Source organism: Ruegeria sp. AB10 (assembly GCF_056542745.1).
The window spans coordinates 200,061-214,314 of sequence record NZ_JBQGAI010000005.1 but is presented as its reverse complement, the minus strand read 5'-3'; the positions used below and the strand labels follow the sequence as shown (position 1 = coordinate 214,314).

The 14,254-nt window shown below is 59.4% G+C and carries 13 protein-coding genes; 7 read left to right on the top strand and 6 right to left on the bottom strand.

From position 1 onward, the window contains the following. Position 1: 1 nt before the first annotated feature. The 6 genes from ACR0NT_RS12415 to ACR0NT_RS12390 all read right to left on the bottom strand — a co-directional run bounded on the left by ACR0NT_RS12415 (position 2) and on the right by ACR0NT_RS12390 (position 5,493). Positions 2-1,165 (bottom strand): serine hydrolase domain-containing protein, encoded by a 1,164-nt coding sequence (locus ACR0NT_RS12415; RefSeq protein ID WP_170672354.1) that lies wholly within the window; start codon positions 1,163-1,165, stop codon positions 2-4. Positions 1,166-1,247: 82 nt separating this feature from the next. Continuing rightward, a complete protein-coding gene (pth, locus tag ACR0NT_RS12410) occupies positions 1,248-1,928 on the bottom strand; it encodes an aminoacyl-tRNA hydrolase (RefSeq protein WP_170672352.1) in 681 nt (226 codons plus the stop codon). A gap of 127 nt (positions 1,929-2,055) precedes the next feature. After that, positions 2,056-2,712: a 50S ribosomal protein L25/general stress protein Ctc gene (locus tag ACR0NT_RS12405; RefSeq protein ID WP_170445558.1), complete on the bottom strand. Its 657-nt coding sequence runs from the start codon at positions 2,710-2,712 to the stop codon at positions 2,056-2,058. A 122-nt stretch (positions 2,713-2,834) separates the two neighbouring features. Then, positions 2,835-4,001, bottom strand: coding sequence for an alpha-hydroxy acid oxidase (locus ACR0NT_RS12400; RefSeq protein WP_170672350.1), 1,167 nt, complete (start codon positions 3,999-4,001; stop codon positions 2,835-2,837). A gap of 136 nt (positions 4,002-4,137) precedes the next feature. Continuing rightward, complete coding sequence (gene trpA, locus ACR0NT_RS12395) at positions 4,138-4,929, bottom strand: tryptophan synthase subunit alpha (RefSeq protein WP_170445551.1); 792 nt, start codon at positions 4,927-4,929, stop codon at positions 4,138-4,140. Positions 4,930-5,007: 78 nt separating this feature from the next. Beyond that, a complete protein-coding gene (locus ACR0NT_RS12390) occupies positions 5,008-5,493 on the bottom strand; it encodes an acyloxyacyl hydrolase (protein WP_170672348.1) in 486 nt (161 codons plus the stop codon). Positions 5,494-5,691: 198 nt separating this feature from the next. Between ACR0NT_RS12390 and ychF the strand changes: the two genes are divergently transcribed. From ychF to ACR0NT_RS12355, 7 genes are all read left to right on the top strand, one after another. Continuing rightward, entirely contained in the window at positions 5,692-6,789 is a 1,098-nt protein-coding gene (gene ychF / locus ACR0NT_RS12385; protein WP_170445544.1) for a redox-regulated ATPase YchF, read from the top strand. A 7-nt stretch (positions 6,790-6,796) separates the two neighbouring features. Further along, the gene (locus ACR0NT_RS12380; RefSeq protein ID WP_170672346.1) at positions 6,797-7,306 is read left to right on the top strand and encodes a GNAT family N-acetyltransferase; all 510 of its coding nucleotides are present in this window, start codon (positions 6,797-6,799) and stop codon (positions 7,304-7,306) included. A 73-nt stretch (positions 7,307-7,379) separates the two neighbouring features. Then, positions 7,380-8,261, top strand: coding sequence for a LysR family transcriptional regulator (locus tag ACR0NT_RS12375; protein WP_170445538.1), 882 nt, complete (start codon positions 7,380-7,382; stop codon positions 8,259-8,261). A gap of 85 nt (positions 8,262-8,346) precedes the next feature. Then, a complete protein-coding gene (locus tag ACR0NT_RS12370; protein WP_170672344.1) occupies positions 8,347-10,050 on the top strand; it encodes an NAD(P)H-dependent oxidoreductase subunit E in 1,704 nt (567 codons plus the stop codon). A 13-nt stretch (positions 10,051-10,063) separates the two neighbouring features. Further along, positions 10,064-12,847 carry a formate dehydrogenase subunit alpha gene (fdhF, locus tag ACR0NT_RS12365; RefSeq protein WP_170672342.1) on the top strand — a complete coding sequence of 928 codons (2,784 nt, stop codon included), beginning with the start codon at positions 10,064-10,066 and terminating at the stop codon, positions 12,845-12,847. 112 nt (positions 12,848-12,959) lie between these two features. Continuing rightward, entirely contained in the window at positions 12,960-13,748 is a 789-nt protein-coding gene (locus tag ACR0NT_RS12360) for a cyclase family protein (RefSeq protein WP_170672340.1), read from the top strand. Beyond that, positions 13,741-14,253: a thioesterase family protein gene (locus tag ACR0NT_RS12355; protein WP_480443152.1), complete on the top strand. Its 513-nt coding sequence runs from the start codon at positions 13,741-13,743 to the stop codon at positions 14,251-14,253. The genes ACR0NT_RS12360 and ACR0NT_RS12355 overlap by 8 nt, the downstream gene beginning before the upstream one ends. Position 14,254 lies beyond the last annotated feature (1 nt).

Below are 14,254 nucleotides of genomic sequence, written 5' to 3'. Positions count from 1 at the left end.
CTTACAGGCTTTGGGCGATGCTGCGGAACATTTCTATGTTTTCTTCGTTCACGCCGTCATCGCGGAATTTTCGATCCGCCCCGGTTGTCACGATCAACACCCCGCGCGGCTGGTCGAAATATATGTACTGACCATAGACGCCACGTGCGAGGAATTCACCTTCATGCGCGCCGACGGGAATCCACCACTGATAGCCGTACCCGATCTCGCCTGCCTTGGTCGGTGCGCTGGGCAGGACGGATTCTGCAATCCAGTCTGCGGGCACCAATTGATGGCCGTCATGTTCTCCGTTCTGCAGGATCATCTGGCCAAACCGGGCAAAATCGCGGGTGGTAAAATTCAAGCCACCCAGCACAAAGGCAACCCCGGCACCGTCAGTCACATAGTAGCCGTCATGTTCAAGCCCCAGCGGCTGAATGATTTTTTCGGTCAGCAGCTCGGTCACGCTGCGCCCGGTGGCCCCACGGATCACCATGCCGATGACATGGGTGTCGATAGAGACGTATTGCCAGGTCTCGCCCGGGGTGGCGAAGGTGTCCTGTAGCGAGGCCGCGAAGTCGTCCAACTCTCCGCCCAAGGCCACGACGCGGCCCATCCGGTTGATGTCCGAGTTGGGGTCGAAATAATCCTCGTTGAACGTGACGCCGCTGGCCATGTTCAGCACATTGCGGATCGTTGCACCGTCATAGGCGGTGCCCGTCAGCTTGGGCGCGTATTTCACCACCGGGTCGTCCAACGAGTTGATGGCCCCTTCGGCCAGAAGAACGCCGAACAGAGCCGAAAGGTAGCTCTTGGCAACCGACCATGAAATTCGCCGATCTTCGGGGGTCGTGCCCAGATAGTATTCTTCGAACCGGATTTGCCCGTCCTGCATCACCAGCAGAGAGGTCACCGCCCGGTCCTCGATCCATTGGTCGGTGCCGTCGGGCAGATCAAAGCCGGGGCCGTAGGGTAGGTCCCATGTCGGACCATCGCCGCGCGGCAGGTCTACCGTCAGGAATGCTTCATCCATATGAGAGAAATTGTGGACGATCTTATCCTCGGAAAACAAAGAGTTCACGGCCATCAACCGCTGAAGCTCTTCGCGTTTCCAGACCCCTACAACAACTGCAGCCAGCACCAGCATCAGCAGGATGCGCAGCACCCACTTGAACAGAGCTTTCATCTAACGCCTCCCGTATCCCTGCCACATTGGTACCCGCCCGATGCGGTTCCGCAATTGGGACGTTACGGCAAGGTCAACAGGCCTATTTGAACTTGTCCAGCAGCTTTTGCATGGCCGAGCGTTCGTCGACCTTGGGTCCCGGCGCGGGTGTCGTGTCGGGCTTCGGCGCTTTGGCCGGAGATTTCGAAGACCGCGGCGGTGCGGTGCGCAGTGCGACCGCGTTCATGAACTTGCCGCCATCGCCGTCGGCCAGGTATCCTGCACCGTCCGACACACCGCGCAGCACATCGTCCAGCCAATCGGCATCGGCCTTGGCAAAATCGCTCAGGACATACGGCGAGACCATCTCCTTGCGCCCCGGATGTCCGATCCCCAGACGCACGCGGTCATAGGCGGGGCTGATATGTTCATGGATCGAGCGCAACCCGTTGTGCCCGGCATGTCCGCCGCCCGCCTTGACGCGCACTTTGCTGGGGGCGAGGTCCAACTCGTCATGAAAGACGGTCACATCGGTCGACTCCAACTTGTAGAAGCGCATCGCTTCGCCCACCGATTGACCCGAGCGGTTCATGAAAGTTTGCGGCTTGATCAACAGCACCTTTTCGCTGCCCAGACGCCCTTCGGCGATCTCGGCCTGAAATTTGGATTTCCATGGTCCGAAACCGTGGTCCTCGGCAATCCGGTCCACGGCCATAAAGCCGATATTATGCCGGTTGCGGGAGTATTTCGACCCCGGGTTCCCCAATCCGACAAACAGTTTCATAGTCTCGTCCTTGTGCGATGCCCGCGGTTGATGGCACAGAATACCATCCGTTTTCCAGCCCACTTACCAAAAGAAAACGGGGCCTGCTGGAGGCCCCGTCTCAAAATCCGGATCGTTGGGTCCGGGTTTATTCTTCGGCTTCTTCTTGACCGACGACTTCAACCTCGTCTGCGGCCACTTCTTCGCCTTCTTCTTCGTCGTCGCTGGACGACAGGCCGGTCGGTGCCGAGACGTTTGCGATCACGAAGTCACGGTCGATGGTCGGCTTGGTGCCTGCGGGCAGATCAACGGACGAGATGGTCACAACGTCGTTGATGTTCAGACCGGTCAGATCAACGGTGATCTTCTCGGGAATCTCACCCGCGGTGCACATCAGTTCGACTTCCGGACGGACAACGGTCAGAACGCCGCCCTTCTTGATGCCGGGCGCTTCTTCTTCGTTGATGAACTCAACGGGGATGTACAGCGCAATCTTGGTGGTCCGACGCAGACGCATCAGGTCCAGGTGGGTCGGCAGGTCCTTGACGACGTCACGCTGAACGTCGCGGCAGATGACGCGGACGTCTTCGTGGCCTTCAACCTTCAGGTTCCACAGGGTCGACTTGAACCGGCCCGCTTTCAGGCGCTTGAACAGGACGTTGAACGGGATCTGGATCGGCAGCGGCTCTTTGTCACCACCAAAAACAATGCCCGGAACCATGCCGTCGCGGCGTGCTTGACGAGCGGCGCCCTTGCCTGTCCCCGTCCGTTCCAGAGCTACGAGATCAGGAATCTCACCAGCCATGATATATCTCCAAATGTTAGGGCGGGCATCCTCCAAGGCTGTATGCCCGCGTGAAGCCGCGTCCTTAGCTTGATTCATTGGATTTGGAAAGGGCTTTTTGACCTTTTGTTTTTGAGGCCAAGTCAGTCCTGCCAGCGGCCACCGAAGTCTTCGGGGATCAGCAGGTTATGCCGCCCCAGATCGCCCACGTTGCGTTCTCCGCACAGCGCCATTGTGGTGTCCAGTTCCTTTTGGATGACGTCCAGCGCCGTTGTCACACCTTTCTGCCCCATTGCGCCCAGTCCGTATACAAAAGCGCGGCCGATAAAGGTGCCTTTGGCGCCCACGGCGACGGCTTTCAGTACGTCCTGACCAGAGCGGATGCCGCTGTCCAGATGGACCTCGATATCATTGCCGACCGCGTCCATGATCTGCGGCAGCATACGGATGGAGCTGAGCGCGCCGTCCAACTGCCGCCCGCCGTGGTTCGACACGACGATAGCGTCGGCCCCAAGCTTGGCGGCCATCTTGGCGTCGTCTGCATCCAGAATGCCCTTAAGGATTACCTTCCCGTCCCATTGCTCCATCAGCTTTTCGACCTTGCTCCAATCAAGGCTGGGGTCGAATTGCTCGGCCGTCCATGCGCCAAGTGAGGAGGCATCCGAGATACCCTCGACGTGACCGACGATATTGCCGAACTCGCGCCGTTTTGCGCCCAGCATTTCGATGCCCCATGACCATTTAGTCATCAGGTTGGCGATGGTTTTTGCGGTCAGCTTAGGCGGGGCGGACAAGCCGTTCTTCAGGTCCTTATGGCGTTGACCCAGGATTTGCAGATCCAGCGTAATCACCAAAGCCGAACATTTCGCATCCTTGGCGCGCTGGATCAGGCGGCTGACATAGTCCTGATCCTTCATCGTATATAGCTGAAACCAGAACGGTTTCGTCGTGTGCTCGGCCACATCCTCGATCGAGTTGATCGACATGGTGGACAGGGTAAAGGGCACACCAAACTCTTCGGCGGCTTTGGCGGCCTTCATCTCACCATCCGCGTGCTGCATGCCCGTCAGCCCGACCGGGGCCAGTGCGACGGGCATCGCGACGTCCTCTCCGATCATCTGCGAGGCGGTCGAGCGTCCGGCCATGTCCACCGCAACCCGCTGGCGCAGGCGGATATCCGAGAAATCCGAGCTGTTGTCGCGGAAGGTCTGCTCGGTCCAGCTGCCGCTTTCGGCGTAATCGTAAAACATCCTGGGCACGCGGCGTTCGTAGATGCGGCGGAGGTCTTCGATTGTCGTGATAACAGCCATGATTGAGCGCCTTCGATATTTTGGTCAGATTTTCACGCCAATTTCTAACATGACAGGGCCTCACGTCCAGAGACCAAAAAACCGCAGCAGGCCATTGCCGTGCTGCGGTTCAAAAAAACACTCTGATGCCCGGTGATCAGGCGGAATGCGCGCCGTCGGCCAGAGATTTCACAAAGTCCAGAACCTCGGCCACCGGCTTGCCTGCGCCGATCTGGCTGACAATGGCCGAACCGACGACGGCACCGTCGGCGACGGTGGCGATGGCCCTGGATTTTTCGGGCGTGTTGATACCAAAACCCACGATCACGGGCAGGTCGGTTGCGGATTTGATCCGGGCCACTTCGGGGCCGACATTCGTGGCCTGAGCTTCGGCCGCGCCAGTGATGCCGGTGATCGAGACGTAATACACAAAGCCCGAGGTGTTCTGCAGCACGCGGGGCAGGCGCTTGTCGTCGGTGGTTGGGGTCGCAAGACGAATGAAGTTCAGACCGGCTGCCTGCGCGGGCAGGCACAGTTCTTCGTCCTCTTCCGGCGGCAGGTCCACCACGATCAGGCCGTCGATGCCCGCAGCTTGGGCATCCGCCAGAAACTTGTCCACGCCACGGCTGTAGATCGGGTTGTAGTAGCCCATCAGAACGATGGGCGTCGTGTCGTCTGTTTCGCGGAACGCGCGCGCAAGGTCCAAAGTGCGCTGCAGTGTCATGCCGCCATCCAGCGCCCGTTGACCTGCGGCCTGAATGGTCGGGCCGTCCGCCATGGGATCGGTAAAGGGCAGCCCCAGCTCGATCACGTCGACTCCGGCACCGGGCAGACCTTTCACAATCTCAAGCGAGGTGTCGAAATCGGGGTCACCTGCCATGATATATGCGACAAAGGCCTTCTTCCCCTCGGCCTTCAGGGCGGCGAACTTAGCGTCAATACGGGTCATCTGCGGTCCTTGCATTCAGAGTTGAACCTGATGTGCAGAAACTTTGCCCGGAAATCAATCCCGCCGGGTCAGATTGCTTCAGAACTGGTAGTGGTATCGCAGCAAGGCCGAGTTGACGCCGGGGTTTTCGTTATTTGTGCTGGCATTGGATTTGTGGGTGATGGCAAACGAGATCTTGTTGCCGCTGTCCAGTGTGTAGCCAAGGCCCAACAGGCTGCGGATCTGGAACTCTCCGCCAAGATCATTCTGGTCGTCGTCCTCGGAAAAGTACCCCGGCATGACGCTGCCTTCGACAAACCAGCGATCCGCGAAGGTATAAAAGCCGATCAGTCCGATGCCGATATGGATATTGCTTGCCGTATCTACGGACAGCGCGCCGCCCCAGGTGGCGGAAAAGCGTGTGGCCTCGTGAAACGGGCGATGCTGGTATTCAAGCGCGAATACGGCTTCGTCCTCAGCTGCGCTATCGGAAAAATCCGAGTAGCCAGCGCCAAAGACAAGGGATTGAGCCTGCGCTGTCTGGGCCGCCAGCAGCATCGCAAGGGTTATGACAGTTTTCTTCATTCCGACTATTCACTTTTTGTTTGTTCTTAACGTTCTATACGTCGATCTTAGAGCGCAGATTCAGATCCGGGCAAGCCGGTAAGGGGTGAACATTTCGTGATGTTGCAGATTGGACTTGGCCGGGTTGCCTGCAGTCCGGCTTGCGCATCGACCCGGACCTGCATAGAAGCACCCCTCGAATGGCATCAGGAGACCGTCATGGGCTTTAAAATGGGAATCGTGGGTTTGCCGAATGTAGGCAAGTCGACCCTCTTCAACGCGCTGACCAAAACCGCGGCCGCACAGGCGGCGAATTTCCCGTTCTGCACGATCGAGCCCAACGTGGGTGACGTAGCCGTGCCTGATGATCGCCTGGATAAACTGGCGGCGATTGCCAGTTCGAAACAGATTATCCCAACACGGATGACCTTTGTGGATATCGCCGGTCTGGTGAAGGGGGCCTCGAAGGGCGAAGGCTTGGGCAACCAATTTCTGGCCAACATTCGCGAGACCGATGCCATCGCCCATGTGCTGCGCTGTTTCGAAGACGGTGACGTGACCCATGTGGATGGCCGCGTTGATCCGGTGGCCGATGCCGACACCATTGAGACCGAGTTGATGCTGGCTGATCTGGAAAGCATCGAAAAGCGCCGCGCCAATCTGGTGCGCAAGCTCAAGGGCAACGACAAGGAAGCGCAACAGCAGGACCGTCTTCTGGCCGAAGCGCAAGCGATGCTGGAAAACGGCAAACCCGCACGTCTGGTTGAGGTGTCGGGCGAGGACGCCAAAGCGTGGAAGATGCTGCAACTGCTGACCACCAAGCCGGTGCTCTATGTCTGCAACGTGTCCGAGGAAGAAGCCGCTGAGGGCAACGAGTATTCAGCCAAGGTTGCCGAGATGGCGGCAGCTCAGGGCAATGCCCATGTCATCATCAGCGCCAAGATCGAAGAAGAGATCAGCCTGCTGGAAGACGAAGAAGCCCAGATGTTCCTGGAAGAGATGGGGCTGGAAGAGCCCGGCCTCGACCGTCTGATCCGCGCCGGCTATGACCTGCTGAAACTGGAAACCTATTTCACCGTCGGCCCAAAAGAGGCCCGCGCGTGGACCATCCGCACCGGCACCGCCGCGCCTCAGGCCGCCGGTGTGATCCACGGTGACTTTGAGAAAGGCTTCATCCGGGCTGAGACCATCGCCTATGACGACTATGTCTCGGCCAATGGCGAGCAGGGCGCCAAAGAAGCAGGCAAGATGCGGGCCGAGGGCAAGGGCTACATCGTCAAGGACGGCGATGTAATGCACTTTTTGTTCAACACTTGAAGGCCCATTGACCCTGCGTGCGGCAGAGCTGTCGGATGCCTCCAGCATCGCGGCGATCTCGATTGAGGTGTGGGTGGGTACATACCTCAAACGTGGCGTCAGCGGTTTTTTTGCGGATTACGCTCTTTCAGAATTCACGCCGTCCAAAATCAGCGACCAGATATCCGACCCCAAAGAGTTCCTTTTGGTATCGGAAAATCATGAAGGGATAGACGGATTCATTCGCGTCTCCTCGTCATGCGATGCCCCGGTTGATGACTGGGCTGGCATGGAAATCTCCACTTTCTACGTTCAGCCGCGCCACCACGGCAAGGGTATCGGCAAGCGCCTGTTGACGGCTGCGCTGCAGCATTGCCGGGATCAACAAGAGGATGTGGTCTGGTTGACGACCAACGCCGAAAACGCGCCAGCCATTGCGTTCTACCTTGCGCAAGGGTTCAAGCAGATCGGTGAGGCCCAGTTCCGGATCGGGGATCAGGGGTATCTGAACAATGTCTACGCGTTTCGCCTGACCTGATATTTGCAAGGGGATTTTCCCTTGACCCAATAGCGGTTACAGTGATTTCCGGTGCGACCCAGAGATACCCAAAATGATCGAAATCCGCGACCTGCAACTGCTCAGCGCTTTGGCGCGGCACCGGCATTTTGCCAAGGCAGCTGAAGAGTGCGGGATTTCTCAGCCTGCGTTTTCCATGCGCATCCGTAACCTTGAGGAACGGCTGGGCGTCTCAATCGTGCGGCGCGCCAATCGGTTTCAGGGTTTGACCGAGGAAGGCGAGATGATCGTGCTGCGGGCGCGGCGCATTCTGGATGACACCAAAGCGCTGGAGCAGCAGGTGCTGGCCTCGAAGGGCGAGATCACCGGAACCCTGATTCTTGGCGTGATCCCTACGGCGATCGCCTTCACCGGGCGGTTGATCAAACGCTTGCAGCTGGCGCACCCACGCATCCTGTCGCGGATCGAGACCATGTCCGCGACGGCCATCCAGCACCGGTTGGACGAAGGCAGTCTGGATGCAGGCATCACCTATGGTGACAGTATCGGCACCGATCTGCGGCAGGTGCAGCCGTTGTATGAAGAAACCTATGTGCTGCTGGTCCCGTCGCACATGACCAGCGAGACTGGCCCGATCCCCTGGGTGCGGTTGGCCGAATTCCCGCTCAGCCTGTTGGAGCCACAGATGCAAAACCGGCGCATTCTGGACCGCATTTTTGTCGAACAGGGGCTGCACCCGCAGGTTGTTGCTGAGACCAGCGGCTTTACCGCCTCGATGGTCATGGCACGCGAGGGGTTGGCGGCCACCGTTGTCCCGCGCGTGCTGGTCCGCGCGCTGGGCGATCTGAAGGGTACGAAGGTGTTACCCCTGGTCGATCCCGTTGTCAGCAAACCGATTTGTCTGGCGACTTTGTCTCGTGACCCTGAATTGCCCACGGTCGAGGCGTTGCGGGCAGTGGTGACGTCTTTGCGGTGATAAGGTGTCGTTATCGTGCGATTGCGATAAGCGATTTGACGATATGTTATTCTGATGAGACACGGAGCCTCAATCGGAGGGCATCATGGCACCATTAGACACCAAGCCATCAGGCGCACCCAAGGGCGTCTGGAAGTCAGGTAAAGGCAAGGGGCGGCACACGCCCAAAGGCCGTCAATTCTCGGACGAGGCGCAGGCTGAAATTCATCGCCTGCTGGGCGACCGCCCGCGCCGCCGCGATCTGCTGATCGAATTTCTGCATTTGATTCAGGACGAACACGGCCATCTCAGCGCCGACCACATCGCTGCTCTGGCGGTCGAGATGCGGATCGGTCAGGCTGAGATTTATGAGACAGCGACCTTCTATGCCCATTTCGATGTGGTGAAAGAAGGCGAGACGCCTCCGCCCGCGCTGACCATCCGGGTCTGTGATTCCCTGTCCTGCGAAATGGCTGGTGCCGAGCAGCTGCAGAAGGCGCTGGAAGATGGTCTGGACCCGGCTGAGGTTCGCGTTGTCCGCGCGCCGTGCATGGGCCGTTGTGACACCGCCCCGGTGCTTGAGATCGGTCACAACCACATTGACCACGCGACCCCCGAAAAGGTGCAGGCTGCGATTGCTGCCGGTGACACCCACGCCCATCTGCCCGATTACGAAGCCTTTGCGGCCTATGAAGCAAACGGCGGCTACGCCAAGCTGAAAGAGCTGCGCGACAGCGGCGTTTGGGAGAAGGTGCAGGAAGACATCCTGTCCTCGGGCCTGCGCGGTCTGGGCGGCGCTGGCTTCCCCTCGGGCAAGAAATGGGGCTTTGTTCGCATGAACGAAGGCACCCGTTATCTGGCCGTAAACGGCGATGAGGGCGAGCCGGGTACGTTCAAGGACCGCTATTATCTGGAACGCACGCCGCATGTCTTTCTTGAGGGCATGTTGATTGCCGCCTGGGCCGTCGAGGCCGAGACCTGCTTTATCTACATGCGCGACGAGTATCCGGCGGTGCTGGAGATTTTGCGCCGTGAGATTTCGGCGCTGGAACAGGCGGGGATCGTTGAGCCCGGCTATATCGACCTGCGCCGCGGTGCCGGTGCGTATATCTGCGGAGAAGAATCCGCGATGATTGAGTCGATCGAAGGCAAAAAGGGTCTGCCGCGTCACCGTCCTCCGTTCGTGGCGCAGGTTGGGGTCTTTAACCGCCCGACCTTGGTGCACAACGTCGAGACGCTCTATTGGGTCTCGAAGATTTGCCGTGAGGGGCCTGAGTGCCTCAACAGCACCGAAAAGAATGGCCGCAAGGGTCTGCGCAGCTATTCGGTCTCGGGCCGTGTGGCGAAGCCGGGTGTTTACCTACTGCCCGCTGGTTCGACCATTCTGGATGTGATCGAAGCCGCTGGTGGCATGGCCGAGGGCCAGACTTTCAAGGCGTATCAGCCGGGTGGTCCTTCGTCGGGTTTGCTGCCCGCGTCGATGGATGACATTCCGTTGGACTTTGACACGCTGCAACCGCATGGCACTTTCATCGGGTCGGCCGCCGTGGTGGTTCTGTCCGATCAGGACACAGCCCGCGATGCGGCGCTGAACATGCTGCGCTTCTTCGAAGACGAAAGCTGCGGCCAGTGTACGCCTTGCCGGGCGGGCTGCGAAAAGGCGGTGAAGCTGATGCAGGCCGACAAGTGGGACACCGATCTGCTGGAAGATCTGTGCCAGGTCATGGGAGACGCATCGATTTGTGGTCTGGGGCAGGCGGCCCCGAACCCGATCCGCCTTGTCATGAAACATTTCGCTGACGAAATCTGAGGGAGACAGAGCCATGCTTGATGCAAGCCCGAACAAAACCGTCACCTTCAACCTGAACGGCGAAGATGTCACCGTGCCTGAAGGCTGGACCATCTGGGAAGCCGCCAAAGGGCAGGGGTTCACCATCCCGCACCTTTGCCACAAGCCGCAGCCGGGCTATCGCCCCGACGGCAACTGCCGCGCCTGTATGGTTGAGGTGGAAGGCGAGCGCACACTGGTCGCCTCGTGCATCCGCCCCGCTGCGGACGGTATGGTGGTCAAGACCGACAGCGAGCGTGCCGAGAAATCGCGCGCCATGGTTATGGAGCTGCTGGTCGCCGACCAGCCTGAGGAAGCCCACGACACCTCCAGCCACTTCTGGGACATGGCCAAGCTGAACGATGTCAGCGACAGCCGTTTTCCGGCGAAAGAGGCCGAGAAGATTCCTCTGCTGGATGACAGCCACGTTGCGATGCGCGTCAATCTGGACGCCTGCATCAATTGCAACCTCTGCGTCCGCGCCTGCCGCGAAGTGCAGGTGAACGACGTGATCGGCATGGCCGGTCGTGGCCACACTGCGCAGGTGGTGTTCGACCAGAACGACCCGATGGGTGATTCAACCTGTGTGGCCTGTGGTGAATGTGTTCAGGCCTGCCCAACCGGCGCGCTGATGCCCGCCACCGTGCTGGACCACAAACAGCAGGGCGACAGCAAAGACTACGATTCTGAGACCGAAAGCGTCTGCCCGTTCTGCGGTGTGGGCTGTAAGGTTTCGCTGAAGGTCAAGGACGGCAAGGTCAAATATGTCGAGGGTATCAACGGCCCCGCAAACGAAGGGCGCCTGTGCGTCAAAGGTCGGTTCGGCTTTGACTACATCCACCACCCACACCGTCTGACCAAGCCGCTGATCCGCCGTGAAGACGCACCTGCCAAAGGTCTGAACGTCGATCCGGGCAACCTGTCGACCCATTTCCGCGAAGCAACGTGGGAAGAGGCGATGGATCTGGCCGCGACCAAGCTGAAAACCCTGCGCGAAGAAGACCCGCGTAGCGTTGCGGGCTTTGGCTCGGCCAAGTGCACCAACGAAGAAGCGTACCTGTTCCAGAAGTTCATCCGTCAGGGCTTCAAGCATAACAACGTCGACCACTGCACCCGTCTGTGCCACGCGTCGTCCGTTGCGGCGCTGATTGAGAACGTCGGGTCCGGCGCTGTGACCGCGACCTTCAACGAGATCGAAAACGCGGATGTGGCGATCATCATCGGCTCGAACCCGATCGAGAACCACCCCGTCGCGGCGACCTACTTCAAGCAGTTCGCCAAGCGTGGCGGCAAGCTGATCGTGATGGACCCGCGCGGTGTTGGGATGCGCAAGTTTGCCGATGAGATGCTGCAGTTCCGTCCGGGTGCGGATGTCTCGATGCTCAACGCGATCATGAACGTGATCGTCGAGGAAGAGCTCTATGACAGCCAGTACATCCACCGCTGGACCGAGAACTGGGAAGCCGAGAAAGAGCATCTGCGCCAGTTCACGCCCGAGGCGATGGCGCCGATCTGCGGCATCGAACCGGATCAGCTGCGCCGTGTCGCGCGCACCTTCGCGCAGGCCAAGGCCGGTCTGATCTTCTGGGGGATGGGCGTCAGCCAGCACATCCACGGCACGGATAACTCGCGCTGTCTGATCAGCCTTGCGTTGATGACCGGCAACGTTGGTAAGCCCGGCGCGGGTCTGCACCCGCTGCGTGGTCAGAACAACGTGCAGGGTGCATCCGACGCGGGTCTGATCCCGATGTTCCTGCCGGACTACCAGACCGTGACTGACGATGGCATTCGCGCCAAGTTCAACAACGTCTGGAATTCAGACGACTTCTCGAACGAGAAAGGTCTGACCGTTACTGAGATCATCGATCAGGCCTATGCGGGCAACATCAAGGGTATGTATATCATGGGTGAAAACCCGGCCATGTCCGACCCGGATGTCAACCATGCTCGTGACGCGCTTGCCAAGCTGGATCTGATGATCGTGCAGGACATCTTCCTGACCGAAACGGCGAACTATGCCGACATCATCCTGCCCGCCTCGGCGCTTTATGAGAAGAACGGCACCGTGTCGAACACCAACCGTCAGGTCCAGCGTGTGCGCCCGGCGGTGACCCCTCCGGGTGAGGCGCGCGAGGATTGGAAAATCACCGTCGAACTGGCGCAGAGGATCGGCCTGAAATGGGATTACACCGATGTGTCTCAGGTCTTTGCCGAGATGAAGTTGACGATGAACTCGCTCAACAACATCACATGGGAGCGTCTGGAGACCGAGACCATCACCTATCCCTCGCTGTCCGAGACCGATCCGGGGCAGGCGATTGTGTTCGGTGACGGCTTCCCGCGTGCGGATGGTCGGGCGCGGTTCACCCCGGCCAGCGTCATCCCGCCGGATGAGGCCCCGGATGACGAATACCCGATGATCGCCACCACCGGCCGTCAGCTGGAACACTGGCACACCGGATCGATGACCCGCCGATCCAATGTTCTGGACGCGGTGGAACCCGAGGCGAACTGTTCGCTGAACCCCCGTACGCTCAAGGTGATGGGGATCGAACCGGGCGAGATGATCCGTTTGACCACCCGTCGCGGCTCGATCGAGATCATGGCACGGGCCGACCGGGCGATTGCCGAAGACATGGTGTTCATCCCATTCGCCTATGTCGAGGCAGCGGCGAACATCCTGACTAACTCGGCCATCGACCCTTATGGCAAAATCCCCGAGTTCAAGTTCTCGGCGATCCGGGTCGAAAAGATCGAAGACGCTGTCGCGGCGGAATAACACCACCACTCACAAATCTAGAAAAGGCGGCCCTTTGGGTCGCCTTTTTTCTTTCCTTGACAGAGTGTTGCTTGCGGCCAAACCTGTCGTCACTTTGGTGATGGAGGAGCATATGGCCCGCCGTTTCGTTGATCTGTCCGTTCCCCTGGAGACCGGGATCGTATCCGATCCGCCGATCATGTTGCCCGAGATCGAGTATCTGACGCATGACCAGACCGCCGAGCAGGTGATGGCGTTCTTTCCGGGTCTTCAGAAAGACGATCTGCCGGGCGGCGAGGGATGGGCCATCGAACGGCTTCAGATCGCAACCCATAACGGCACCCATCTGGACGCGCCGTATCACCACCACTCGACCATGAATAACGGCGAACGGGCGATCACCATCGATGAGGTTCCGCTGGAATGGTGCATGAACCCCGGCGTGAAACTGGATTTCCGCCATTTCGATGACGGCTATGTGGCCACGGCGGCCGATGTCCAGGCCGAACTGAAACGGATCGGCCACGACTTGCAGCCGCTGGACATCGTGATCGTGAATACGTCGGCGGGCACGCGATACGGCCAGCCGGACTATCTGATGAAAGGCTGTGGTATGGGGCGCGAGGCGACCTTGTACCTGACCGAACGCGGTGTGCGCGTGACCGGCACAGACGCCTGGAGCTGGGACGCGCCCTTTCCCCTGACCGCACAGGAATATGCCGAGACCAAGGATGCCTCAATCATCTGGGAGGGCCACCGCGCCTCGATGGAGATCGGCTATTGTCATATCGAAAAGCTGACCAACCTCGAAAACCTGCCGCCGACCGGATTCGAAATCTCGTGCTTTCCGTTCAAGATCAAAGGGGCGTCGGCGGGCTTTGTGCGGGCTGTCGCGATCTTTGAGGAGGATGGTGATGACTAGACCGCTCAGTGGTCATGACGGCCCTTATGATGCACCGGTCGAAATCCGGGGATTCTCGGTTCTGCCGGAATGGATCGACTATAATGGCCACATGAACGTGGGCTTTTATGGCGTGGCCTTCGACATGGCGCTGGAAAAGGTGATGGTCGATCACCTCGGGTTGGGTGAGGTGCAGGTCAAGGCGCTGGGGCAGGGGCCGTATGTCCTGCAATCCCACATGAATTTCCTGCGCGAGGTTCAGCCGGATGAGACGTTCTTTTTCCGCTTTCGGATGTTGGATTCAGACCGGAAACGCGGCCATTACTTTGCGCAGATGCTGTCAGAAAAAGACAACGCCATCTGCGCCACGCAGGAAGCGCTGTTCATGAATGTCAGCCATACTACCGGGCGGTCAGAGTCCTATCCGGATTGGGCGGCCGCACGGCTGGCCCGCATGGTCCGCGATCACGCCGGGCTGGAGGCCGCACCGCAGGTCGGGCAGGCGATTGGTATCCGGCGGAAATAGC